Origin of the sequence: Asanoa ferruginea (assembly GCF_003387075.1) — a bacterium.
Classification (GTDB): Bacteria; Actinomycetota; Actinomycetes; order Mycobacteriales; family Micromonosporaceae; genus Asanoa; species Asanoa ferruginea.
In genome coordinates this window covers 484727-506064 of record NZ_QUMQ01000001.1, presented here as the reverse complement: position 1 = coordinate 506064, position 21338 = coordinate 484727, and the positions used below count along the sequence as shown (strand labels likewise).

Genomic DNA, 21338 nt, shown 5'->3' with positions numbered 1-21338 from the left:
GGTCGTCGTCTCTCCATTGAGGAACTTGCTCCGTCAAGGAGGCATCCCGTGACGCCCGTCCGTTTCCTGGCCTTCGTAGCTGCCACCGCGGTGGCCCTGGCCGCTGCCGCTTGCGGCTCGGCGGACGACGGGGGTGACGCGGAAGAGCGGGGACCGATCGTGGTGGCCGCCGACCTCGAGCTCTCCGGTGCCGACGCCGCCGCCGGCCGCGCCTTCCAGCGCGCCCTCGAGCTACGCGTCGACCAGCTCAACGGCTCCGGGCTGACCGGTGGCCGCCCGGTCCGGCTGGTGGTCAAGGACAACCGCTCCGACGCGGCCGAGAGCCTGCGCAACATCCAGGACTTCACCGGCGACCGCGCGGTCAGCGCGATCATCATGGGCTCCTGCGGGCAGTGCGCGGTCAACGCCGCGAAAACGCTCAACGCCAAGGCGATCCCGGCCATCTCGCTGGCCGCCGCCGGCTCGGTGGCCAGCCCGGTCGCCGAGCGCCGCTTCATGTTCAAGCTCGGCCCCAACGCCAACGACAACGCCGCCGCGCTGGCCGCCGAGTTGCACCGCACGCCCGGCCTGCGGAAGCTGGGCCTGCTCTACACCCGCGACGGGTACGGCACGGAGGGGCTCGAGGCGCTCGACCGCGAGCTGGGCAAGGTCGGGCTGACGCTGGGCGCGAAGGTCGCGGTGCCGCCGACCGACGACAACCTCGACGGGCCGATCGAAGAGCTCACCGAGGCGACGCCGGACGGCATCATCGTGTGGACCGGTGCCGAGCAGGCCGCGCGGGCCAGCGCGGCCATCGCCGATGTGGAATACCGGGGCCGGCTGTTCTTCGACGCCACCGCGGCCGGCGACCTGTTCCTGGGCAGCGGCGACGGCCGTACCCCCGATGGCAGCACGATGGTGTTCACCCAGACCATGGTGATGGATGACGTGATCGCGACGACGCCCGCGAAGGCGGCGCGTAAGCAGTGGTTCCGCGACTACACGGCCCGCTGGGGCAGTTACTACGGGATCGCGTCGTTCGCCGCCGACGCGCTGCAACTGGTCACCGACGCGGCCGTGCGGGTCGACGCCGACGCGGCGACGCCGGACCGGTCGGCGATCCGGGACCAGCTCGAGATGTCGCAGATGGACGGTCTCTCCGGCCCGATCCGGCTCACTCCCGACAACCACTCCGGGTTGATGCGCCAGTCGTTGACGATGCTGGTCGCCCGTGGTGGCCGCTGGCGCCTGGCCGGCTGACGGCTCACGCCGTGGTTGCTCGTACCCAGGGCAGGGTCATTCGTTCGATCGCCACCAGGGCGTAGAACAGCACGATGCTGATCGCCGAGAGCAGGGCGACGCAGGCGAACGCGAGCGCGGTGTTGCCGCTGCCGCCCGACGAGGTGATCAGGTAGCCGAGGCCGGCGTCGGCGGCGAACAGCTCGCCGACGACCGCGCCGACCAGCGCCAGTGGAAGCGCCACCTTGAGGCCGACGAACACCTGCGGCAGGGCGGCCGGGAAGCGGATCTTCGCGAAGGTCTGCAGCCTTGACGCGGCCAGCGAGCGGCTCAGCTCGACGAGGTCGGCGGGGGTGGTGGTCAGGCCGGCCGCGGTGGCCAGGGTGATCGGGAAGAAGCAGAACAGGACCGCCATCACCACCTTCGGCGCGCTGTCGAAGCCGAACCAGACGATCAGCAGCGGCACGATCGCCACCTTGGGCGCCGCGTTGAGCGCCACCAGCATCGGGTAGACCGCCCGCTCGACGGTGCGCGAGCCGGCGATCAGGGTGCCGATCAGCACGCCCGCGAGCACCGAGATGCCATAGCCGGCAAGGGTTTCGCCGAGCGTCACCTTCGCCTCGGCGAACAGGTCGCCGGGCATGTCGGCGAACACCCGGGCCACCTCGGGCGGTGCCGGGACGAGGTAGGGCTCGATGTCGAAGGCGACAACCGCGAGCCACCAGAGTGCGACGGCCGCGGCGGTGCCGACCACCGGCAGGGTCGCCGCGAGCACTGGGCGCTGCTGCACCATCGTTCCTCCACGGGGGTGCCGGGGGCGGCCGTCGCGACCGCCCCCGGCGGGGATCAGGCGGCCGGCTTGGGGATCAGGTTGAACGAGATGACGTCTTCGGGCTTGAGGCCGTCGGGGATCGCGCCGGCACCCTGGAGGATCGCGATGCTGCGGGCCGCGCGGGCCTGGTCGATCTGGCCGAGGCCGGAGCCCAGGTCGACGTAGGGGCGCATCAGCGTCATCTCCGCCGCGGCGACCGGCGCCGGCTGGGTCTTCTCGAACTTGGCGTAGATCTGACCCGCTTCCTGCGGGTTGTTGATCGTGTCGGCCAGGCCCTTCAGCAGCGCGGTCATGAACCGCTTGACCTGGTCGGGCTTGTCCTGCGCGGTCTTCTTCGACACGCCGATCGCGCCACCGAACAGGTCGGTGATCACGTCGGTGTAGGGCAGCACGACCGCCTTCTTGCCGCCGGCGGCCCGCTCCACGCCCGGCTTGCCGACCGGGAACTGGGTGATCACGTCGACCTTCTTCGAGGCGAGCAGTTGCGGCTGCTGCTGCGGCGCGACGTTCTGGAACTTGACCTTGGTCGCGTCGATGCCGGCGAGCCGGGCGTAGGTCGGGAACAGCACCTGGTTGACCGACCCGGGCTGCGCGCCGATGGTCTTGTTCTCCAGGTCGCGCGGCGTGCTGATGCCGCTCTCCTCGAGCGCCATCAGCGCGGTCAGCGAGCGCTGCTGCACCGCGCCGACGATGGTGAAGTCGTTGATGCCGCCGGCGCGGCCATACTCGAGGAAGGCGCCGGTGAGGTCGATCGAGGCGTACTGGACGGTGCCGGAGCTCAACGCCTTGAGGTTGGGGTTGGTTCCGGTGCCGGGCTTGACCTCGACCTCGAGGCCGGCGTCCCGGAAATAGCCCTTGTCGATGGCGGCGTACACATAGGACTCACGGCCGAAGAGGCCGAAGCCGCTGAGGTAGGTCACCTTCTCGAGGGCGTCGCCGGCGGCGTTCTGGGCGGTGTCGCTGGGCGCTTCGTCGTCGGAGCCGGAGCAGGCAGCCATCGTCAGCAGCAGGGCTGCGGCACCGATGGCGGCTACTGCGCGGAGGGTTCTCATAGCGGGAGGTCCCTTTCGAGGCATCGAAGTATTGACACGCATTGGGGGGGACGACGCACCACCCTAGGGGAAACCCGGCGATTGGCACAGCCCGCCCACCTATCCTTTCCGGGCAGGAAAGGGATAACCTGACGTCGATGCGTCTGCGGATCTTCGCCTCCACCAAGGGAGGCACAAGCTATGACCAGATCGCCGGCCTGGCACGGCATGCGGAGGCCTGCGGCTTCGACGGCTTCTTCCGGCCAGACCACTATCTGCCGCTCGGCGGCCCGCCCGATCCGACCCCGACCGACGTCTGGATGACCCTCGCCGGCCTGGCCCGCGACACCAGCAGGATCCGGCTCGGCTCGCTGATGAGCGCGGCCACGTTCCGGTCGCCGGGCCCACTCGCGGTGGCGGTCACCCAGGTCGACCAGATGAGCGGCGGGCGGGTCGAGTTGGGCCTGGGAACCGGTTGGTACGAGCCGGAGCACGCCGCGTTCGGCATCCCGTTGCCGCCGGTCGGCGAGCGGTTCGCGCGGTTGGCCGAGCAGCTGTCGATCATCACCGGGCTGTGGACGGCCGAGCGCTTCGACTATCTCGGTTCGCACTACCAGCTGGCGGGCGCGCCCGGGCTGCGCGCGACCCAGCGCCCACACCCGCCGGTCATCGTCGGCGGCAAGGGCCCGCGCCGCACGCCGCGCCTGGCGGCCCGCTACGCCGACGAATACAACGTCCAGTTCGCCAGCCCGACCGACACCAAGGAACTGTTCGCCCGGGTCGATCTTGAGTCCGCCCGGGTAGGCCGAGGCTCTCCCGGGCGGCGGCCGTCGGTGCGACGTTCGGTGTGCGTCTCCGTCGCGTGTGGACGCAATGCCGCGACGGTCTCGCGACGGGCGGCGCTGTTGCGGCCGCCGGTGCGGGCGGCCGCGTCGGGCGCCTACGGTTCGGTCGACGAGGTGGTCGACTACCTCGGGCAGTTCGCGTCGATCGGGGCCGAGCGGGCCTACCTGCGGATCGCCGACCTGACCGACCTCGACCACCTCGACCTGATCGCGGCCGAGGTCATGCCACAGGTGGCCGGATGATCCAGCTCTTCGGAGTGTCCCAGGTCTTCAGCGGCCGGGCTGGCACGGTCGAGGCGTTGCGCGACATCGACCTTCAGATCGCCGAGGGCGAGTTCGTCGCCGTGGTCGGCCGGTCGGGCTGCGGCAAGTCGACGCTGCTGCGCCTGGTGGCCGGCCTCCTCCCACCGACCCAGGGCGAGATCCAGGTGGCGGGGGAGCGGGTCACCAAGGCCCGCCGCGACATCGCCCTGCTCTTCCAACGCCCGGCGCTGCTGCCTTGGCGCACGGTGCTCGACAACGTGCTGCTGCCCGCGGAGATCTTCCGACTGGGCCGGTCTTCACTGCGCGCCCGGGCCCTCGGGCTGCTGGAGATGGTCGGCCTTCAGGGTTTCGAGAAGCGGTTGCCCCATGAGCTGTCCGGCGGCATGCAACAGCGGGTGGCACTGTGCCGGTCGTTGCTGACCGGCCCGCGGGTGCTACTGATGGACGAGCCATTCTCCGCCCTGGACGCGTTGACCCGGGAAGACCTGTCGACAGAGCTGCAACGAATCCACATGGAACACCGACCCACGATCATGTTCGTGACGCACTCAATCGACGAGGCCGTGTTGCTCGCCGACCGCGTCGTGGTCCTGAGCCCGCGCCCAGGCCAGATCGTCGAGATCCTCGACATCGACGTCCCGCGCCCACGCTCGCTGGGCCGCACCGCCCATGTGGCCGAGCTCGCCGCCGCCCAAGCCGAGCTGCACGAACTGCTAATGCGCCGCGAGGCGGCCCCGGCCTGACACACCGCGTGCCCTGGCGCGGTGTAGCCACCGGTGCCCGGCCGTAGTGCCTGCGCGAGGCAGGCGACAGGGCTTCGGATGATCGTTTGCACCTGGTCAGCACGGGCGGCCCAGCTCCGCGTGATCGTTTGCACCTCATCGACAACCCGCACGGCGTGTCGTGCCGACCCGATGCACATGATCATGGTGGAAGTCGTGGGTGGTGCAGTTCGTATGCAGACGATCAAGCCCAACGTCCCGATCGAGTAGATCTAGGAAAATTCTGGTAGCTATGGCTACCACTCTTTTCCTAGATCTCCCCGCCACCGGCGCGGCGCCGCGCGACACGCCGACGAAGCAGCGCGGCAGCGCCCGAAGCGCGTGGCGCCGGGCGCCGCCCATTCGTCATCTACCGCGACGCGGTGGCGGCGTTGACGCGGGTGGTGGGTGCTGAGGTGGCGGCGGCAACCACTCATTGGTGGGCTGCCGCCGCGCGGCGGTGTTCCGCGGGGCGGGCGTTGAAGCGGCGGTGGGCGCCGGCGATTGGTCACCGACCGCCGCGCCGGCGGCGGCGTTAGCCCGTGTGTTGGGCGCTGAGGTGGCGCCGGGCGCCGCCCATTCGTCATCTGCCGCGACGCGGTGGCGGCGTTTACGCGGTTGGTGGGTGCTTAGGTAGCGGCGGCCACCACTCATTGGTGAGCTCCCGCCGCGCGGCGGTGTTCCGCGGGGCGGGCGCTGAAGCGGCGGTGGGCGCCGCCGATTGGTCACCGACCGCCGCGCCGGCGGCGTTAGCCCGTGTGTCGGGCGCTGAAGTGGCAACGGGCGCCCCTTCGTCATCCACCGCGACGCGGTAGCGGCGTTAGCCCGTGTGTCGGGCGCTGAAGTGGCGGCGGGCGCCCCTTCGTCATCACTGCGACGCGGTGGTGGCGTTAGCCCGTGTGGTGAGCGCTGAAGCGGCGTCCGGCGCCGCCCAACGCAGACAGACCGCCACGCGGCGGCGGCTTTGACCAGAAACCCATACCCCACCCGCAGGGTAGGGGTGGATCTCCTCGTCGGGCGTAGCCCACAAACCAGGATCTGCGGATGGGGACAAGGTGGAGCGCCCAACTGGACGAACGACCTTGTCCCCATCCGGAGATCCTGGTGCCCTAAGCGAAGCCCGACGAGGAGATCCTCCCCCAGACGGCTGGCATCTCTTTAGAGCGGCCGGGGTCCGGGGCAGCGCCCCGGTGGGGGAAAGGGGCAAAGCCCCAGAAGACCCCCCGCGGACCTGGTGTCCGGCGGGAGCGACGGTCGCGCCCCCGACGGACCCGGGCAAGCCAGCTTTCGATCTAAGCAGCCGGCTGCCACACGTAAGTCTGCGCTGGCACGCTGCGTGACACGGACCGGAAGCGGTTGTTGACCGTCGCGGCTTCGGTGCTGTTCGGGAACGCGTTCGTGCAGGAGACTGGCGCGCTGCTGCCGGACATCAGGTCGGCGCACAAGCCCGTCCGGCGATCCGGCAGGCCGAGGATGTGGCCGAACTCGTGTGTGGAGATCCGCGGCTGGTAGTAGCCGTCGTTGACGGCCTCGCGGCCCATGTACCAGTAGCCGTTGCCGAGCGACGTTGTGTAGGTGCGCGGCCAGCCGTTGTCGGCGTAGACCCGGATGTTGGGCGTGCGGCCCGCGGGCACCGGCTCCAGGCGGACGTTGGTCACCCGGCTGTTCCAGTTTTGCGCGCCCTGGCGGACCACGGCGACGAACTCCTGTGCCTGGCTGGCGTCGTAGTAGAGCACCCGGACCGCGGCCTGGGCCACGCCGGCCGATGCGAGCTGGACGCCGACCAGGGCGGCCGCGATCAGCGCGAGGGATAAGAGTCTGCGGCGTAGGACCATCGGGGGCCTCCTTGTGGGATGGGTGGCTCCCAGGCTATCGAGAGATATCGATCGACTGGCCATCCCGGCGGGCACCTACCGCGGCGGGATGGTAGGGCGGGCCCTACCTCCGGTTGGGTTGCCAGTGGCAATGACTGGGCGCCGCGTACGCGGGAGAGTCATAGCGTTGGGATGCGGTGAGGGGGAGCGACATGGAACGGCGATCCACAGTGGGCATCCGCTTGGCGGCGTTGGTGCTGCTGGCCGCGCTCGGGGTGATGGCGGGTGGTGCGCTGGGGCGGCTGCCCGCGGTGGCCGATCTGACGCGGTTGCCTTCGGTGCCGCCGGTGGGATGGGTGGTCGGCGGGGGACGGTGACCAGGGGCGCCTCCGTGACATTTGGGGCATAAGCCGCGTTATTAATGCGGGCTCGTCCCCGTCCCCAGTAGATCCACGGAGGCTTTGTTGAAAAGAATCCTGGTCGCCCTGCGGCGGCGGTTACCGCTGCTGATCGCGATCTTCGCGCTCGCCTCGCTCGCCGTGCCGTCCGCGGTGGCCGCGGCCCGTCCCATGAGCACGGAAGACGCCTACCCGGTCAAGCCGACCATCGTGCTGGTGCACGGCGCCTGGGCCGACGGCTCGTCCTGGAACGGCGTCACCGAGCGGCTGCACGAGGCGGGCTATCTCGTCCGGGTGCCGCCGAACCCGTTGCGCAGCCTGGCCGGCGACACCGAGACGATCGGCGACTTCCTCTCCACCATCTCAGGGCCGATCGTCCTGGTCGGACACTCCTACGGCGGCGCCGTCATCACCAACGCGGCAACCGGAAACCCGAATGTGCGGGCACTGGTGTACGTGGACGCGTTCGTCCCCGACGAGGGCGAGAAGGTCGCCCCGCTGGTCGGCGACGAGTCGGTGCTGTCCGGCGACCCGGCCCTGGTCTTCGACTTCGTTCCCTACCCGGGTTCCGCGCAGGGCGACGCCGACCTCTACGTGAAGGAGTCGGTGTTCGTCAACGGTTTCGCCACCGGGTTGCCGGCCGAGGCCGCCCGCGTGCTGTGGGCCAGCCAGCGCCCGCTCGCGGCCAGCGCCAGCGATCAGCCGTCGGGGCCGCCGGCCTGGAAGACGATCAGATCGTGGTATGTGCTGGGCACCCAGGACCAGGTCATCCCGCCCGACCGCCAGCACGCGATGGCCGAGCGCGCGGGTTCGGCGATCACCAAGGTCGACGCCGGCCACCTGTCACTGATCACCAACCCCGACGAGGTGACGTCGGTCATCGTCAACGCGGTGGAGCACTCCTGACCGGAGCGCGTGGGGCGTGCCCGGCTATCGGCTGGGCGCGCCCTCGCGGGCTTCGTTGAGGCCGCGGTTGGCCAGCCGGTCGGCGCGCTCGTTCTCCGGGTGGCCCGAGTGGCCCTTGACCCAGAACCAGCTCACCTCGTGCGGCGCGAGCGCGGCTTCGAGCCGCTGCCACAGGTCGACGTTCTTCACCGGGGTCTTCGCGGCGGTCTGCCAACCGTTGGCCTTCCAGCGCTGTAGCCACTTGGTGATGCCGTCGCGGACATACACGCTGTCGGTGTGCAGCCGAACCGTCACCGGCCGGGTCAGGCTCTCCAGCGCGCTGATCGGCGCCATCAGTTCCATCCGGTTGTTGGTGGTCGAGGTCGCCTCGCCGCCGCACAACTCCTTCTCGACCGTCCCGAAGCGCAGCACCGCGCCCCAGCCGCCCGGCCCCGGGTTGCCGCTGCACGCGCCGTCTGTCCAGATGTCCACGGTCATGCCGGCACCCTACCGACGGCAGATGGCCGGGTGCCGCGCGGCTCGCCCGCATGTACCATCTGGTACATGATGCTGACGACGAGCGCTGTCGCCCGGGCCGACCTGGGTGCCGCCTGGGCGGTGCTGCGCGACGTGACGGACTGGCCGCGGTGGACGGCCTCGATGACGACGGTCGAGCGGCTCGACGACGGGCCGTTGCGGTTGGGCAGCCAGGCCCGGATCAAGCAGCCCGGCATGCCGGCGCTGGTCTGGGAGGTCACCACGTTCGAAGACGAGGCCGAGTTCTCCTGGACCAACCGCTCACCGGGGGTACGCACGGTCGGCCGGCACCTGCTGCACCGCAACGCCGACGGCTCCACCCGGATCACCCTCGAGCTGCACCAGACCGGCCCGATCGCCGGCTTGCTCAACCTGATGTCCGGCCGGCGCAACCGGCGCTACCTGGAGCTGGAGGTGGCGGGGCTGAAGGCCGCGAGCGAAGCCGCCGACCAGGGGTGAGCGCCGCCCGCGAAGCCCTGCTCGACCGCTGCTTCGAGGTCGTCCGGCGGCGCGGGTTCAGCGACCTGAGCCTGCGCGAGATCGCCGCCGAGGCGGGCACCAGCCACCGGATGCTGATCTACCACTTCGGCTCCCGCGACGGCCTGCTCGCCGAGGTGGTCGGCCGGATGGAGGCGGCGCAGCGGGCGCTGCTGGCCGACCTGGTCACCGAGGAGGCCGACATCTTCGCCGTGTCGGCCGCCTTCTGGGCGCACCTAACTACCCCGGACCTGCTCGCCGCGCAGCGGTTGTTCTTCGAGATCTATGTGCAGGCGCTCTACGGTCGAGAGTGGACGACCACGTTCCGCGAGTCGGTGATCCGGGCGTGGGAGGGTCCGCTCGTGGAGCTGTTCTCCCGGGTCGGTATCGCCGGCGACCGGGCGCGGGCGCACGCGCGGCTGGGGCTCGCCGTCACCCGCGGGTTGGGGCTCGACCTGCTGATGACGGGGGAGCGGGCCGAGGTCGACGCGGCGATGACCCTCTACGGCGAGCTGGCCCGGCGCGACCTCCCGCCGGCTTAGTTGATCTCCTCTTGCTCTGCTGCCACATAGGCAGCACCAGCGGCGGTGCCCGCTGCCTATTTGGCAGCAGAGCAAAGGACTCACGCACTGGCCGCAGGAGCCGGCTCCGGAACCGGCCGCGCTTCGGCCCGGACCAGCGACGCCGGACCCGGGCCGGCCAGCCACCGGAACGTCAGCCCGGCCACGATGCAGCCCACCCCTTGCACGGTCAGCAGGGTGATCACGTCGACCTTGTCGCCCAACGCCCCGGCCACCGCCGCGCCGATCACCGACGCGATCGACGCGCCCATCCAGATCGCCGAGAACGCGCGGCCGCGCAGCCGGTCCGGGGTCTCGATCTGGAACAGCGTCCAGATCGCTCCGAGATGGATACCGACCGGAAGACCGACGATCACGAACAGCGCGAGTACGGGCCAGAACGCACCGTCCCACCGCGGATAGTTGAAGATCACCACGTCGACCACGCCGAAGAAGGTCCAGCACGTGGCGATCAGCGGAACCGGGCGGAACCGCGCGGTGACCCGGGTCGCGGCCAGGCTGCCGATGATGCCGCCGACCGCCTGGGCCGACATCAGCCAACCGAGTTCGCGGCCGCCGGCGTGGAGGGCCTTCGTGACGTAGACCGCGAACAGCGTGCCCATCATGCCCTCTCCCACCGACGAGACGGCGATGATGACGAAGATCGCGCGGACGATCCGGTTGCGGCCGACGGCGCGAAGGCCCTCGGCCAACTCACGCAGCAGATGCCGTTCCGGTTCGGATCCGGTCTCCTGGACCGCACGATGGCTGCCGCGGATCAGTCCACACAGCACGGCCGCGATCGCGAACGTGCCCGCGTCGACCAGCGCGGCGCCGGCCAGCCCGCTGGTCACCGCGATAACCCCGCCGAGCGCCGGGCCGACCAGGCGGGCCAGGTTGTTGTTGAGGGTGTTGAGCGCGTTGGCGGCCGGCAGCCGGTCGGCGTCGACCAGGCGGGGCAGCAGCGCGTTCTCGGCGGGCTGGAAGAACTGCGCGAGCGCCTGCGAAGTGAACGCGACGGCCACCACGATCCAGACCCGGTCCGCGTCGTCGACGAGCAGGAGCGGCAGCAGCGCGAAGACCTGGAGGACGTTGACGACGACCACGACCCGGCGCCGGTCCCAGCGGTCGACGTAGACGCCGGCGACCGTACCGGCGGCGATCGTGCCGAGCAGCGACGCGGCCACCACGGTCGCGACGGCGGCGGGTGAGCCGGTCAGCCCGAGCACCGCGACCGGCAGGGCGATGCCGAGCACCCAGTTGCCGGTCAACGAGATCAGTCCGGCGAAGAACAGCAGGGCGAAGTCGCGCTGGCGAAGCGGGCCGAGGTCCACCCGCCGACTATTCCAGTTCCGCGAGCGCTGCGGGGCCGCTATGCTGAATCAAAATTCAGTGAATCAAGATTCAGGGGGTACGCCTGATGCACGCGATCGTGATCGGCGGCGGAGTGGCCGGAACCGTCAGCGCCATCGCCCTGCGCCGCCAGGGCGCCGAGGTGACGCTGTTCGAAGCCCATCCCGACCCGGGCGGCGAGGTCGGCTCCTTCGTCAGCCTGGCGGTCAACGGATTGCGCGGCCTGGCCGCGATCGACTGCCTGGAGCGGGTCCAGTCCCGCGGCATGCCGATCGCCCGGATGCGCATGTGGTCAGCGAAGGGACAACTGATCGCCGACGTACCCCGCGGCCGCCGCACCACCGACCCGATGCGCAGCATCACCCTGATGCGCGGCCACCTGGTGGCCGAGCTACGCGCGGCGGCCGAAGAGGCCGGCGTCCGGCTGGTGACCGGCGAGCGGCTGGTCGCCGTCGACCCGGACGGCACGGCGCGCTTCGCAAGCGGCCTGACCGCGACCGGCGACCTGCTGGTCGGCGCCGACGGAATCCGCTCAGTGGTGCGCGGCGCCCTCGACCCGGATGCACCGACCCCGCGCTACGCGGGCGTCTGGGTGATCTCCGGCCGCTCACCGGGTGCGGTGGCTGGTCCTTCCGCGCGTGATTCGTCCCCGCGGTCGGTGGGCGAGGTGGGTGCGTCGGTGGTGCCGGTCCCGGGTGATGGGTCCGGACGGTCGGTGGGCGAGGTGGGTGCGTCGGTGGTGCCGGTCGGGGGTGATGGGTCCGGACGGTCGGTGGGCGAGGTGGGTGCGTCGGTGGTGCCGGTCGGGGGTGATGGGTCCGGACGGTCGGTGGGCGAGGTGGGTGCGTCGGTGGTGCCGGTCCCGGGCGTGGCCGGGCGGTCGGTGGGCGATTTCGGCGTGCCGGTGGTTCCGGTCGCGGGTGATGGGTCCGGGTGGTCGGTGGGCGAGGTGGGTGCGTCGGCAGCACCGGTCCCCGGTGTTGCGTCGCGGCGGGCGGTCGATGAAGTGAGCGGCGCGTCGCCTGGCGAGGGCACGTTCAACATGACCGTCGGGGCGCACGGCGCGTTTGTCCACGTTGTCCCACCCAGCGGTGGTGAGGTCTGGTGGCAGGCCCAGGTGAACAGCCCTAACCCACCCGGCGAGCGCGGTGGGGAATGGCTGCTGTGGCTTGACGGGCTCTTCGCCGCGGAGCCGGTGCCGCGGCGGATTATCGCGGCCACCACCCAACTGCACCGGCACAGCGTCAACCAGGTGCTCGACTTGGTGCGGGTCTGGCACGACGCGCGCATCGTGTTGGTCGGCGACGCCGCGCACCCGGTCGGGGCCGGGCAGGGGGCCTCGATGGCGATCGAGGACGGGGTCGTTCTCGGGGCGATGATCGGTGCCGCCGGGACCGTCCACGACGGGCTTGCCCGGTATGAGGCGGCCCGGCGGGAGCGGGTTACCCGGGTGCTGCGGGCCGCCGACGACAACCGTGAGGCCAAGCAAGCCGGGCCGGTCCGCCGGCGGCTCACCGAGATTGGGATGTCGCTCTTCTTCGAACGCTTTTACGAGCGCGCCACCGGGTGGCTTTACGACTACGAACCAGTGCCGACGCTGAAGAGCTAGCCGCGTGTCGCGGCCGCGACACGCCGCCCCGGCCGAGATCTATTGGGGCTAGGGCTAGGGCTTGGTGGTGCGTTGGGGGGCCAGGCCGCTGGCGATCACGGCGGTGGCGACCGTCAGCAGGTCTTCGGTGATCGCGGCGGTGAAGGCGGTGACCTTCTCGGTTCCGGCCCAGCGGCGCCAGGCCGCGCCCGCGTAGCTGCCCGCTATCGAGCCCGCCGCGCCGCACAGGGCGCCCAGGCCCACGTTGGCGCCGGAGCGCCGGGCCAGGGCCGCGCCGGCCAGCAGGCCCGTGGCGATGCGGCCGGTCAGGCCCTGCCTCGACAGGCGGCTCGGGATGTTGGGGAGTTTGTCGCCGACCAACTCCGCGGTGGCGCCGGCCGTCAGCAGGACCCGGCCGCGGGTGGTTGCCGCGCGGTCGAGCAGGCGGTCTTCCCTCGTCGGGTGGGTGGTCAGGGCGATCGTCGCGAGACCGGTCAGGCTGCGGCCGCCGGTCGCGACGCCGACGAGGAAGGCGCCGGTCAGCGCAGTCGACTCCATGGTGGTCACGCTACCGAAAGGCGGCTGGGCAAAGGGGCTAGTCGACCAGGCGGGCGCGGGCCGCCTCCAGCACCTGGGCGTCGACGCCGCAGTCGGCCAGGTATTTGGCGACGCCGCCGTATGCCTGGTGTAGGTGTTCGATGGTGTTGACCATGACGATTCGTTGCACGCCCTCGGTCAGGGCGTAGTCGTCGGCGACCTCGTCTTCCGGCACGCCGGCGACCAGCAGGAGCAGGGCGACCAGCACGCCCGTGCGGTCTTTGCCCTCGTGGCAGTGCACGACCACGCCGCCCGGCGGTGCCTCGGCCACCGCGCGGAACGCGGCGCCGATGCCCGGGCGGCTGTGGTCGAGCAGCGGGGCGTAGGTGTGCGGCAGGATCTCGTAGTCGTTGTCGCCGAGGAGGGGCACGTGCGCGTAGAGCGGGTCCGCGGCGAACGGGCTCGGGTGCGCGGTGCACTCGCGGGCCCAGCGCAGGTCGACGATCCGGCGGACGCCGCCCGCCCGGATCGCCGCGATCGTCTCGGCGGTCAGCCGGTGGTGGTTGTCGGAGCGGAGCAGCGCGTCGGGCCGGATCCGCCGGCCGTCGGTGGTGGTCAGGCCACCGAGGTCGCGCACGTTGGTGCAGTCCGGCCAGTCGAGGATCACGGCGCCGGCTCCTTCCGTGGGGGATCGGAAAAGCCATGATCTCCCACGGAAGCGGCCGGGCGCGACCCGGCTACGCGGCGCGACGTCGGCGGCGTCCGATCAGGACGGTCCCGGCCACGACCAGCGCGGCCACGGCGGCCAGCACGGCGAGCCGGGGCGACGGTCCGGGTCCGGACGGCGTCGACGACGCGACGGGCTCGACCGCGACCGGCTCAACAGCGGCTGCGACCGGCGCCGCCGGCAGCGCGCCGGAATCGGTGGTCACGAACGGGTCCCGCGTCTCGTCGACCGGCAGCACCGGTGGCTTGACCGCGCCGGGCCAGTATTGCGCGAGGTGCTCGGCCGTCAGCGGGGTGACCGTCGGCAACTGCCGGAGGCCGCCCTTCGCGCTGATCGTGCCGACCCGGTAGGGCGCGAACCAGCCCTGGTCGCCGATGACCGTGAACGGCCCCTCATTCGGGAGCACGACCGACACCGCGTAGTGCGCGGGATCCGTCAGCTTGACCGCAGCGAAGCGACTCTCCTTGCCACCCTTGTCGACGAGCCGCAACCCGACCTGGTCGAGCGTGCCCTCATAGGGATGGAACCCGTGCTGGAGCACCCACATCCCGACCGTGTAGGTCTGGTTGACCGTGAGCTGCGCGGGCATCGGCTCCAGGACGGTCGCCGCCCAGCCGCCGGCGTGGGCCGGGCCGGGCGCCGCGATCGCGCCGACGACCGTCGCGAGCAGAGCGGCCGCCGCGGCCGCCAGGGTTCGGCGCAGTGTGTCGGACATATTCGCCACCTCCGCTGGTGACGAGCCGCCCGCGGGTCAGCCGGTTCCCGTCGACTGGGCGCGCAGGGCGTCGAAGCTCAGCGCCGGTCCCGGTAGGACGGTCGTCGCGGCCGCCGCCCGCAGGCCGTCGAGCACGATGTCGGCGTGCCGGTGCGCGAGCTCCGTCTCGACGCCCGCCGGCAGCCCGCCGGGCAGTGGCCGGGACAGCCGCACGACCAGCGTGCCGAGGTCGCCGACGGTCACGTCCGGGCGGAGCAGGCCGGCCGACTGGGCCGAGCGGACCAGCCGGTCGAGGAGGGCGCCGCCCTCGGCGGTGAGCGCCGGGTCGGCGTGCGGCACAAAAGCCAGCAGCGTGGGGATGACCGCGGCGACGCCCAGGTCGAGCGCCTCGTGCACGTAGCGGCGCAGCGCCGCGAACGGATCGGGCTCGGCGGCGATCGCGGCGCGGACGGCGCCGGCGGCCGCGCGCACCGCCGCCTCGACCACCGCCAGCGCGAGCGCGGACCGGTCGGGGAAGTGCCGGTAGAGCGTGGCGATCCCCGTGCCGGCGCGGCGGGCGATCTCGTCGAGCGGGGCGTTCGGCCCGCGCTCGACGAACACCTCGCGCGCGGCGACGAGGATCCGCTCCCGGTTGGCGAGGGCGTCCTTGCGCGTCACGCGACCCACTATACGGAGAAAGATCCTCCAGAAATGGTGGTACGGTCGACGAAGCGGAGGAATTTTCTCCAGAACGAGGGAGTGACGAGCCCCATGCGCCTCAGCATCAACATGACCAACGCCGCCTTCCCCGGCCCGCTGGCCCGGGACCTCGCCGACGTCGCCCGCGCCGCCGACCAGGGCGGGCTCGACACGCTCTGGGTCGGCGACCACCTGATCCAGGCCGAGCCGGGCCTCGACCTCGAGGAGCCGGCCGTCGAGGCTTACACGACGCTGGGTTTCCTGGCCGCGACCACCTCGCGGCTGCGGCTCGGCACGATGGTCTCGGCGGTCACCTTCCGCCCGCCCGCACTGCTGGTCAAGGCCGTGACCACGCTCGACGTGCTGAGCGGCGGGCGGGCCTGGTTCGGCGTCGGCGCCGGCTACCACGAGGCCGAGGCGGCGATGATGGGCCTTCCGCTGCCGCCCGCCGCGGAACGGTTCGCGCTGCTCGACGACACCCTGCGGCTCGCGTTGCGGATGTGGGCGGGCGACCAGTCCACGTTCGACGGTGCCCGGACGCACCTGGACCGGCCGATCGGCAGCCCGGGCCCGCTGACCCGGCCGCACCCGCCGATCCTGGTCGGCGGGATGGGCGAGAAGAAGACCTTGCGGCTGGTGGCGCGCTACGCCCAGGCGTGCAACCTGCCCGACATCCCCGACGGCGGCGGGACCATCCGGCACAAGCTGGAAGTGCTGGCCGAGCACTGCGCGGCCGAGGGCACCGACTTCGCCGCGATCGAGAAGACCGTCAGCACCCGCCTCGGCGCCGACGAGACGCCGGAGCAGTTCTCGGAGCGCGCGACCGCGCTGGCCGGGCTCGGGATCGGCCACCTCGTCGTGATCTTTCGCGGGCCGTGGACCCCGGCGGCCGTCGACCGCCTCGCCGCCGCCGGCCGGTTGCTGGGGTGACGGCCGACACTGTCACGTTCCACCGGGGCTGTCTCGTCGTCAGAGCATGCGCGTACTCGTTATCGGCGGTTCGGGTGTGGTCGGGCGACCCACCGCGAACGCTCTTGTCCAGCGCGGCCACCAGGTCGCGATCCTCACCCGCAGCGGCACCGCCGGGCCGGCCGGCACCGAGGCGCTCCGGGGTGACCTCACCACCGGGGCCGGCCTCGAAATGGCGCTCGCGGGGGTGGACTGCGTGGTCGACTGCGCCAACGTCACGACCCTCTCGAAGGCCACGGCGGTCCGCTATTTCACCGACACCACCACGCGGCTCGGGCGGCTCGCGGAGGCGGCCGGGGTCAAGCATCACGTGGTGCTGAGCATCGTGGGCATCGACAAGATCCCCTACGGTTACTACGTCGCCAAGCTGGCCCAGGAGAAGGCGGTGCTCGACGGCCCGGTGCCGAGCACGATCCTGCGGGTCACCCAGTTCCACGAGTTCGCCGGCCAGATCATGGCGCAGTCGAGCTTCGGCCGGTTCGCGATCGTGCCGAAGGCGGTGACCCAGCCGATCGCGGCGAGCGAGGTGGGCCTCGCGCTCGCCGAGGTCGTCGACGACGGTCCGCGCGGCCGGGTGCCCGACATCGGTGGCCCGCGCGTCGAATACCTGCCCGACCTGGCCCGCCAGTTCGTGCGGCACCGCGGCGAGCGGAAGACCGTGATCGCGGTCAAGCTGCCGGGCAAGGCCGGCCGCGGGATGAACGGCCCCGACCAGCTACCGGGGCCCGGTGCCGTCCTGCGCGGCCCGACCTTCGCCGACTGGCTCGCCGACCAGTAGGAGCGTCTTGCCCACCGTGGAGCGTGCTTCGATGGCCGCGTGTGCGTCGGCGGCACGCTCCAAGGGGAAGCGCTGGCCGATCACCGGTGTCAACCGCCCGTCGGCGGCGAGGCGGAGCGCTTCGGCGGTCAGCGCACGCAACTCCTCGGGCGTGCCGTTGGCGCCGCGCAGCAGGGTCACGCCACGGGCGGCGGCCTGCTCGTCGGTGACGTCTGACCAGGCGCCGCTGGACAGCCCGTAGCTGATCATCCGGCCGCCGCGGTCGAGCAGGTCGAACGCCGCCCGGGCGACGGTGCCGCCGACGCCGTCGAACACCACGTCGACCGGGCCGACCGCGGCCGACCAGCCGTCGGCGGTGTAGTCGACGACCCGATCCGCGCCCAGCGAGCGGACCAGCTCGAGCTTGGCGGCGCCGGCCGCGCCGGTCACCGTCGCGCCGGCCGCCTTCGCGAGTTGGACCAGCAGCGTGCCGACGCCGCCGGCGGCCGCTTCGACCAGGACCCGCTCGCCGGGCTTCGGCGCCGCCGCGCGGATCAGCAGCAGCGCGGTGCGGCCGTCGGCGAGCAGCGCCACCGCGACGTCGAGGTCGAGGCCGTCGGGCACCGGCACCAGGCCGGCCGCGTCGACCGCGACCCGCGACGCGTAGCCGCCCGAACCGCCGGTCGAGGTCACCACCCGGGTGCCGACCAGCTCGGGATCGACGCCGTCGCCCACCGCGCTCACCACGCCGCCGACGCCGTTGCCGGGCACCATCGGGAACTCGCCCTTGAACGGGCCGAACCCGCGCGCCCGGAACATCGTCTCGATGAAGGTGATGTTGGCGTAGGCCACGTCGACCAGGGCCTGGCCCGGACCGGGGGCCGGATCCGGCGCCTCGCCGGGCACCAGCACCGACGGGTCACCGAACCGGGTCAACCACACGACTCGCATACGACGAAGGATCACACCTCAACCGAGGTTGAGGTCAACGTTCGGACACCCCACCGAGTACGGGCTTGACGTCGACGATCGGCGTACGGTCGAGGGCTTCCAGATTGTTGACCTTGACCCGCGGGCCGTCGACCTCGAGCACGGTGACCCGGTGCAGGCCGATCGGGTTGGGCCGGTCCGGCGAGCGGGTGCTGAAGACGCCGGTCAGCGGCCGGTCAGCGGCGCCGCGCGGGCGCACCGCGAGCACGTCGCGGGCCGCTCGGTCGAACCAGGTGAGCACCAGCACCTCCTGGCCCGGCGCGAGGTCGGCCAGCGCGGCGGCGACCGACGGGTCGAACTCGAGCCAGGCGTCGGGGCCGCCCTCGTCGCCCTGCTTCGGCGCGGCCGCGGCGTCGGTGAGCGGCGAGGAGACCACCCCGACCGGCGAGATCTCAAACATCCAACGACTCTAGGCGGCGCGCGAGGTAAGCGCGCTCCGGTTCGTTGCCGACCAGCGCGAGCGCGGCGCGGTAGGCCTCGGCGGCTTCGGCGGTGCGGCCCAGCCGGCGCAGCAGGTCGGCGCGGGCGGCCGGCAGCAGGTGGTAGGCGGCCAGGTGCCGGTCGGCGACCAACTCGTCGAGCAACTCCAGACCGGCGGCCGGACCGTCCACCATGGCCACCGCCACCGCGCGGTTGAGGTCGACCAGCGGCGAGGGTGCCACCGTGCGGAGCACGTCGTAGAGGGCGACCACCTGCGGCCAGTCGGTCGTCGCGACCGATGCGGCGTCGTCGTGCACGGCGGCGATCGCGGCCTGGAGCGCGTAGGGGCCGGGCGGCCCGCCGGTCAACGCCTCGACCACCAGCCGGCGGCCCTCCGTGATCTTGTCGAGGGACCACAGCGAGCGGTCCTGCTCGTCGAGCAGCACCACGTCGCCGCGGGCGTCGACCCGGGCCGGGCGGCGGGCGTCGACCAGCAGCATCAACGCGAGCAGCCCGGTCACCTCGCGCTCGGCCGGCAGCAGCCGGTGCAGGATGCGGGCCAGCCGGATCGCCTCGTCGGCCAGGTCGGCGCGGACGAGTTGGCTGCCGCCGGTCGCGGCGTACCCCTCGGTGAAGATCAGGTAGACCACCCGGAGCACCGCCGGGAGCCGGTCGGGCAGTTCCGCCGCCGATGGCACCCGGAACGGGATCCGGGCCTCGCGGATCTTGCGTTTGGCTCGGACCACCCGCTGCGCCATCGTCGCCGGCGGCACCAGGAACGCCCGCGCCGCCTCGGGTGTGGTCAGGCCGGCCAGGCAGGTGAGGGTGAGCGCGAGTTGGGCGTCGAGCCCGAGCGACGGGTGGCAGCAGGTGAAGAACAGCCGCAGCCGCTCGTCGGGCGCGTCGTCGCTCCACACCGGATCGATCGGCGGCGGGCTGTCCCGCCGGTCGGCTTCGACCTGGAGCAGGGCCAGCTTCGCGGCGAAGACCTTGTCGCGGCGGAGCACGTCGACCGCCCGGTGGCGGGCCACGGTGAGCAGCCACGCCCCCGGGCGGTCGGGGACACCGTCGTTGGGCCAGCGGGCCACGGCGGACGCGACCGCGTCGGCTGCGACCTCTTCGGCCAGATCAAGATCGCCCAGGGTACGGACGAGCGTCGCCAGCAGCCGGCCCCACTCCTCGCGGAAGACGGCCTCGACGGATGCGGCGCCCGTACCCATGGCGGGTCTTTATTCTCCGAACTCCATGATCGGCCGGACCTCGACGGAACCGTATTTCGAACCGGGGCAGCGCTCGGCCCACTCGATCGCGGCGTCCAGGTCGGGCACGTCGATCAGGTAGTAGCCGCCGAGCACCTCACGGGTCTCGGCGAACGGGCCGTCGGTGACCGTCCGCTGCCCGTCCTGGACCCGCACGGTGGTCGCGGTCGTCGACTCCTGGAGCGCGTCGCCGCCCTTGCCGATGCCGGCCTTCTCGATCGCCTCGGAGTAGGCCCAGTATTCGTTCATCACCTTCTCCGCCTCGGCCGGGTCGGGCGTGCCCCGGTTCTCCTCGCTGTAGATCAGCAACAGGTAGCGCATGGGTTTCTCCCTCGGGCATGCAGTGGTCGGTGACCACCTCTCATCCTGTCGACGAACGACTCCGCCGCAATCGACATCGGGTCCGGGATTTTTTAGACGGGTACCGAAAGAGTGACGGTCAGGCCGCTCGCCACCGCACCGGTGACGGTGCCCAGTTGCAGCGAGTAGCCGTCGCTGAACACCATGTCGCTGTCGAGCGAGGTGTTGGCCAGGTTGCGCACGCTCTGCTCGTAGCCGCTGGTCGCGTAGACAGCGGCGCTGGCGTCCTTGGGGAGCGCGAGTTGGCTGGTGCGCAGCTTGTCACTCGCCGTGGTCGCCTTCTCCAGCGTGGCATAGACCTCGAAGTGGATGTGCGGCCATCGGCCGTCGTACGCCGCGGGGTAGATGCTGGTGAAAGTGACCTTCCCGGCGGCGTCGGCGACCTGGACGCCCCGCAGGTAGTTCTCCTGTTCCACGCCCTGCGAATACAGGGAGTAGCGGCCCTGCTGGTCGCAGTGCCAGAGATAGACGGCCGCGCCGGCGAGCGGCTGGCCGGTGCCGCTGCCGGCCACGTCGAGAACGGTCAGGGCGATTTTCAGGGGTACGCCGGTGGCGGTGGCCGAGCCGGTGCCGAAGCTGCGGGTGAGGTCGCTGCGCACGATGCCGCTCTCGGTGAGCACGTTGACGCCGTTGGAGCCGTCGCCGGGGAAGGGGCCGGCCGTTTCCTCCGGTATCTCGCCGTCGGCGGTCGTGGTCTGAGCCTGGCCGGGCCCCGTTGGTGAGTCGCTCGTCGCGTTTGCCGGGCTCGCCGCCGTCTCCGTCGCCGCTCCCGAGCAGCCGGCCAGGGTGGCCGCGCCGGCGATGCCGAGCAGTCCCAGCACGCGGCGGCGGTTGAGGAGCGTCGGGAGGTCGAGCGAGAGTCCCTGGTCGTGCTGGTGCATGGTTGGCCTCCTTTGTCGGTAGTCCCAACCATTCGTCCAGTTACTGCGGCGCGGCTTTCGGCATGCTGTGCGGCGGCTGTGCATCCAACTCCTGGAAGAGCGTGATGTGCAGGTCGCCGGGAGCGTCGAGCCGCGAGTTGAGCGACCGCCAGGGCGTCTCCGTCGGCGCCGCCACCTGCTCGGCGCCCGCGTCGACGAGCGCGGTCGTGCCCGCGGCGGTGTCGTCGACCTCGAACGCGATCCGGAACCGCGGCGCGACCGGGCGCCCGACCTCGACCTCGTCGATGAAGCGGTGGTGTGCGGTGTTGGCGATCTCCAACGTGGCCCGGCCGGCCTCGAGGATCATCACCCGCTCGTCGCCGCCACCGCTGAACGCCGCCTCCTCGGTGAGCCCGAGCGCGTCGCGGAAGAACGCCACCGCGGCGTCGTAGTCGTCGACCTGAACCACCAACCGCATCTGCCTGACCTGTGCCATGAGCGTC

25 protein-coding genes are annotated in these 21338 nt (G+C 71.7%); 10 read left to right on the top strand and 15 right to left on the bottom strand.

Going from position 1 to position 21338, the window contains the following annotated elements; genetic code table 11:
- Positions 1-48 precede the first annotated feature (48 nt).
- The gene (locus DFJ67_RS02475) at positions 49-1239 is read left to right on the top strand and encodes an ABC transporter substrate-binding protein (RefSeq protein ID WP_116066359.1); all 1191 of its coding nucleotides are present in this window, start codon (positions 49-51) and stop codon (positions 1237-1239) included.
- Between the two features lie 4 nt (positions 1240-1243).
- Here DFJ67_RS02475 and DFJ67_RS02470 read toward each other — a convergent pair whose 3' ends face one another.
- Together DFJ67_RS02470 and DFJ67_RS02465 are read right to left on the bottom strand one after the other, a co-directional pair.
- Complete coding sequence (locus DFJ67_RS02470; RefSeq protein ID WP_116066358.1) at positions 1244-2011, bottom strand: ABC transporter permease; 768 nt, start codon at positions 2009-2011, stop codon at positions 1244-1246.
- Between the two features lie 53 nt (positions 2012-2064).
- A complete protein-coding gene (locus DFJ67_RS02465) occupies positions 2065-3102 on the bottom strand; it encodes an ABC transporter substrate-binding protein (RefSeq protein ID WP_116066357.1) in 1038 nt (345 codons plus the stop codon).
- 137 nt (positions 3103-3239) lie between these two features.
- On the opposite strand from DFJ67_RS02465, the gene DFJ67_RS02460 reads away from it, so the two are divergent.
- Together DFJ67_RS02460 and DFJ67_RS02455 are read left to right on the top strand one after the other, a co-directional pair.
- The gene (locus DFJ67_RS02460; protein ID WP_116066356.1) at positions 3240-4169 is read left to right on the top strand and encodes a TIGR03560 family F420-dependent LLM class oxidoreductase; all 930 of its coding nucleotides are present in this window, start codon (positions 3240-3242) and stop codon (positions 4167-4169) included.
- Positions 4166-4933 (top strand): ABC transporter ATP-binding protein, encoded by a 768-nt coding sequence (locus DFJ67_RS02455; RefSeq protein ID WP_116066355.1) that lies wholly within the window; start codon positions 4166-4168, stop codon positions 4931-4933. The genes DFJ67_RS02460 and DFJ67_RS02455 overlap by 4 nt, the downstream gene beginning before the upstream one ends.
- A 1310-nt stretch (positions 4934-6243) precedes the next feature.
- Here the strand turns inward: DFJ67_RS02455 and DFJ67_RS02445 are convergent.
- Positions 6244-6786: a snapalysin family zinc-dependent metalloprotease gene (locus DFJ67_RS02445; protein WP_116066353.1), complete on the bottom strand. Its 543-nt coding sequence runs from the start codon at positions 6784-6786 to the stop codon at positions 6244-6246.
- Positions 6787-6977: 191 nt separating this feature from the next.
- Here DFJ67_RS02445 and DFJ67_RS42505 point away from each other — a divergent pair, with 191 nt between their 5' ends.
- On the top strand, positions 6978-7142 hold the full coding sequence (locus tag DFJ67_RS42505) for a hypothetical protein (protein WP_170215721.1): 165 nt from the start codon (positions 6978-6980) through the stop codon (positions 7140-7142).
- Between the two features lie 87 nt (positions 7143-7229).
- Entirely contained in the window at positions 7230-8069 is an 840-nt protein-coding gene (locus DFJ67_RS02440; RefSeq protein WP_239097462.1) for an alpha/beta fold hydrolase, read from the top strand.
- Positions 8070-8093: 24 nt separating this feature from the next.
- Here the strand turns inward: DFJ67_RS02440 and rnhA are convergent, their stop codons facing one another.
- On the bottom strand, positions 8094-8546 hold the full coding sequence (gene rnhA / locus DFJ67_RS02435; protein ID WP_116066352.1) for a ribonuclease HI: 453 nt from the start codon (positions 8544-8546) through the stop codon (positions 8094-8096).
- A 66-nt stretch (positions 8547-8612) separates the two neighbouring features.
- On the opposite strand from rnhA, the gene DFJ67_RS02430 reads away from it, so the two are divergent.
- Together DFJ67_RS02430 and DFJ67_RS02425 are read left to right on the top strand one after the other, a co-directional pair.
- Entirely contained in the window at positions 8613-9044 is a 432-nt protein-coding gene (locus DFJ67_RS02430; RefSeq protein ID WP_116066351.1) for an SRPBCC family protein, read from the top strand.
- On the top strand, positions 9041-9604 hold the full coding sequence (locus DFJ67_RS02425) for a TetR/AcrR family transcriptional regulator (RefSeq protein WP_116066350.1): 564 nt from the start codon (positions 9041-9043) through the stop codon (positions 9602-9604). Before DFJ67_RS02430 ends, DFJ67_RS02425 begins: the two co-directional genes overlap by 4 nt.
- Positions 9605-9684: 80 nt before the next feature.
- On the opposite strand, the gene DFJ67_RS02420 is transcribed toward DFJ67_RS02425, so the two are convergent.
- Positions 9685-10956 (bottom strand): MFS transporter, encoded by a 1272-nt coding sequence (locus DFJ67_RS02420; RefSeq protein WP_170215720.1) that lies wholly within the window; start codon positions 10954-10956, stop codon positions 9685-9687.
- A gap of 86 nt (positions 10957-11042) precedes the next feature.
- Here DFJ67_RS02420 and DFJ67_RS02415 point away from each other — a divergent pair, with 86 nt between their 5' ends.
- Positions 11043-12584, top strand: coding sequence for an FAD-dependent oxidoreductase (locus DFJ67_RS02415; RefSeq protein ID WP_116066348.1), 1542 nt, complete (start codon positions 11043-11045; stop codon positions 12582-12584).
- A gap of 54 nt (positions 12585-12638) precedes the next feature.
- Here the strand turns inward: DFJ67_RS02415 and DFJ67_RS02410 are convergent, their stop codons facing one another.
- The 4 genes from DFJ67_RS02410 to DFJ67_RS02395 form a co-directional block, all read right to left on the bottom strand.
- Positions 12639-13121: a hypothetical protein gene (locus tag DFJ67_RS02410; protein WP_147315395.1), complete on the bottom strand. Its 483-nt coding sequence runs from the start codon at positions 13119-13121 to the stop codon at positions 12639-12641.
- A 37-nt stretch (positions 13122-13158) separates the two neighbouring features.
- Positions 13159-13767 (bottom strand): tyrosine-protein phosphatase, encoded by a 609-nt coding sequence (locus tag DFJ67_RS02405; protein ID WP_239097463.1) that lies wholly within the window; start codon positions 13765-13767, stop codon positions 13159-13161.
- A 70-nt stretch (positions 13768-13837) separates the two neighbouring features.
- Positions 13838-14542: a hypothetical protein gene (locus tag DFJ67_RS02400; RefSeq protein WP_116066346.1), complete on the bottom strand. Its 705-nt coding sequence runs from the start codon at positions 14540-14542 to the stop codon at positions 13838-13840.
- Between the two features lie 36 nt (positions 14543-14578).
- The gene (locus DFJ67_RS02395) at positions 14579-15199 is read right to left on the bottom strand and encodes a TetR/AcrR family transcriptional regulator (protein ID WP_203784065.1); all 621 of its coding nucleotides are present in this window, start codon (positions 15197-15199) and stop codon (positions 14579-14581) included.
- A gap of 93 nt (positions 15200-15292) precedes the next feature.
- Here DFJ67_RS02395 and DFJ67_RS02390 point away from each other — a divergent pair, with 93 nt between their 5' ends.
- Positions 15293-16150: a TIGR03560 family F420-dependent LLM class oxidoreductase gene (locus tag DFJ67_RS02390; protein WP_116066345.1), complete on the top strand. Its 858-nt coding sequence runs from the start codon at positions 15293-15295 to the stop codon at positions 16148-16150.
- A 46-nt stretch (positions 16151-16196) separates the two neighbouring features.
- Positions 16197-16967, top strand: coding sequence for an SDR family oxidoreductase (locus tag DFJ67_RS02385; RefSeq protein ID WP_116066344.1), 771 nt, complete (start codon positions 16197-16199; stop codon positions 16965-16967).
- Here the strand turns inward: DFJ67_RS02385 and DFJ67_RS02380 are convergent.
- The 6 genes from DFJ67_RS02380 to DFJ67_RS02355 all read right to left on the bottom strand — a co-directional run bounded on the left by DFJ67_RS02380 (position 16905) and on the right by DFJ67_RS02355 (position 21331).
- The gene (locus DFJ67_RS02380; RefSeq protein WP_116066343.1) at positions 16905-17897 is read right to left on the bottom strand and encodes a zinc-binding dehydrogenase; all 993 of its coding nucleotides are present in this window, start codon (positions 17895-17897) and stop codon (positions 16905-16907) included. The two genes, DFJ67_RS02385 and DFJ67_RS02380, sit on opposite strands and share 63 nt — an antisense overlap.
- A 34-nt stretch (positions 17898-17931) precedes the next feature.
- Entirely contained in the window at positions 17932-18336 is a 405-nt protein-coding gene (gene tsaA, locus DFJ67_RS02375; protein ID WP_116066342.1) for a tRNA (N6-threonylcarbamoyladenosine(37)-N6)-methyltransferase TrmO, read from the bottom strand.
- Positions 18329-19576, bottom strand: a complete 1248-nt coding sequence (locus tag DFJ67_RS02370) for an RNA polymerase sigma factor (RefSeq protein WP_116066341.1) — start codon at positions 19574-19576, stop codon at positions 18329-18331. Before DFJ67_RS02370 ends, tsaA begins: the two co-directional genes overlap by 8 nt.
- 9 nt (positions 19577-19585) lie before the next feature.
- Positions 19586-19936, bottom strand: a complete 351-nt coding sequence (locus DFJ67_RS02365; protein WP_116066340.1) for a YciI family protein — start codon at positions 19934-19936, stop codon at positions 19586-19588.
- A gap of 92 nt (positions 19937-20028) precedes the next feature.
- The gene (locus tag DFJ67_RS02360; protein WP_116066339.1) at positions 20029-20856 is read right to left on the bottom strand and encodes a dioxygenase family protein; all 828 of its coding nucleotides are present in this window, start codon (positions 20854-20856) and stop codon (positions 20029-20031) included.
- A 40-nt stretch (positions 20857-20896) separates the two neighbouring features.
- Positions 20897-21331 (bottom strand): VOC family protein, encoded by a 435-nt coding sequence (locus DFJ67_RS02355; protein ID WP_239097464.1) that lies wholly within the window; start codon positions 21329-21331, stop codon positions 20897-20899.
- Positions 21332-21338: the final 7 nt, after the last annotated feature.

Excerpts from the sequence above, each read along its gene's own strand:
- DFJ67_RS02470 (WP_116066358.1), bottom strand. The coding sequence starts at position 2,011 with ATGGTGCAGCAGCGCCCAGTGCTCGCGGCGACCCTGCCGGTGGTCGGC.
- DFJ67_RS02465 (WP_116066357.1), bottom strand. The coding sequence starts at position 3,102 with ATGAGAACCCTCCGCGCAGTAGCCGCCATCGGTGCCGCAGCCCTGCTG.
- DFJ67_RS02460 (WP_116066356.1), top strand. The coding sequence starts at position 3,240 with ATGCGTCTGCGGATCTTCGCCTCCACCAAGGGAGGCACAAGCTATGAC.
- DFJ67_RS02455 (WP_116066355.1), top strand. The coding sequence starts at position 4,166 with ATGATCCAGCTCTTCGGAGTGTCCCAGGTCTTCAGCGGCCGGGCTGGC.
- DFJ67_RS02445 (WP_116066353.1), bottom strand. The coding sequence starts at position 6,786 with ATGGTCCTACGCCGCAGACTCTTATCCCTCGCGCTGATCGCGGCCGCC.
- DFJ67_RS42505 (WP_170215721.1), top strand. The coding sequence starts at position 6,978 with ATGGAACGGCGATCCACAGTGGGCATCCGCTTGGCGGCGTTGGTGCTG.
- rnhA (WP_116066352.1), bottom strand. The coding sequence starts at position 8,546 with ATGACCGTGGACATCTGGACAGACGGCGCGTGCAGCGGCAACCCGGGG.
- DFJ67_RS02430 (WP_116066351.1), top strand. The coding sequence starts at position 8,613 with ATGATGCTGACGACGAGCGCTGTCGCCCGGGCCGACCTGGGTGCCGCC.
- DFJ67_RS02415 (WP_116066348.1), top strand. The coding sequence starts at position 11,043 with ATGCACGCGATCGTGATCGGCGGCGGAGTGGCCGGAACCGTCAGCGCC.
- DFJ67_RS02410 (WP_147315395.1), bottom strand. The coding sequence starts at position 13,121 with ATGGAGTCGACTGCGCTGACCGGCGCCTTCCTCGTCGGCGTCGCGACC.
- DFJ67_RS02400 (WP_116066346.1), bottom strand. The coding sequence starts at position 14,542 with ATGTCCGACACACTGCGCCGAACCCTGGCGGCCGCGGCGGCCGCTCTG.
- DFJ67_RS02390 (WP_116066345.1), top strand. The coding sequence starts at position 15,293 with ATGCGCCTCAGCATCAACATGACCAACGCCGCCTTCCCCGGCCCGCTG.
- DFJ67_RS02385 (WP_116066344.1), top strand. The coding sequence starts at position 16,197 with ATGCGCGTACTCGTTATCGGCGGTTCGGGTGTGGTCGGGCGACCCACC.
- DFJ67_RS02380 (WP_116066343.1), bottom strand. The coding sequence starts at position 17,897 with ATGCGAGTCGTGTGGTTGACCCGGTTCGGTGACCCGTCGGTGCTGGTG.
- tsaA (WP_116066342.1), bottom strand. The coding sequence starts at position 18,336 with ATGTTTGAGATCTCGCCGGTCGGGGTGGTCTCCTCGCCGCTCACCGAC.
- DFJ67_RS02370 (WP_116066341.1), bottom strand. The coding sequence starts at position 19,576 with ATGGGTACGGGCGCCGCATCCGTCGAGGCCGTCTTCCGCGAGGAGTGG.
- DFJ67_RS02365 (WP_116066340.1), bottom strand. The coding sequence starts at position 19,936 with ATGCGCTACCTGTTGCTGATCTACAGCGAGGAGAACCGGGGCACGCCC.
- DFJ67_RS02360 (WP_116066339.1), bottom strand. The coding sequence starts at position 20,856 with ATGCACCAGCACGACCAGGGACTCTCGCTCGACCTCCCGACGCTCCTC.
- DFJ67_RS02355 (WP_239097464.1), bottom strand. The coding sequence starts at position 21,331 with ATGGCACAGGTCAGGCAGATGCGGTTGGTGGTTCAGGTCGACGACTAC.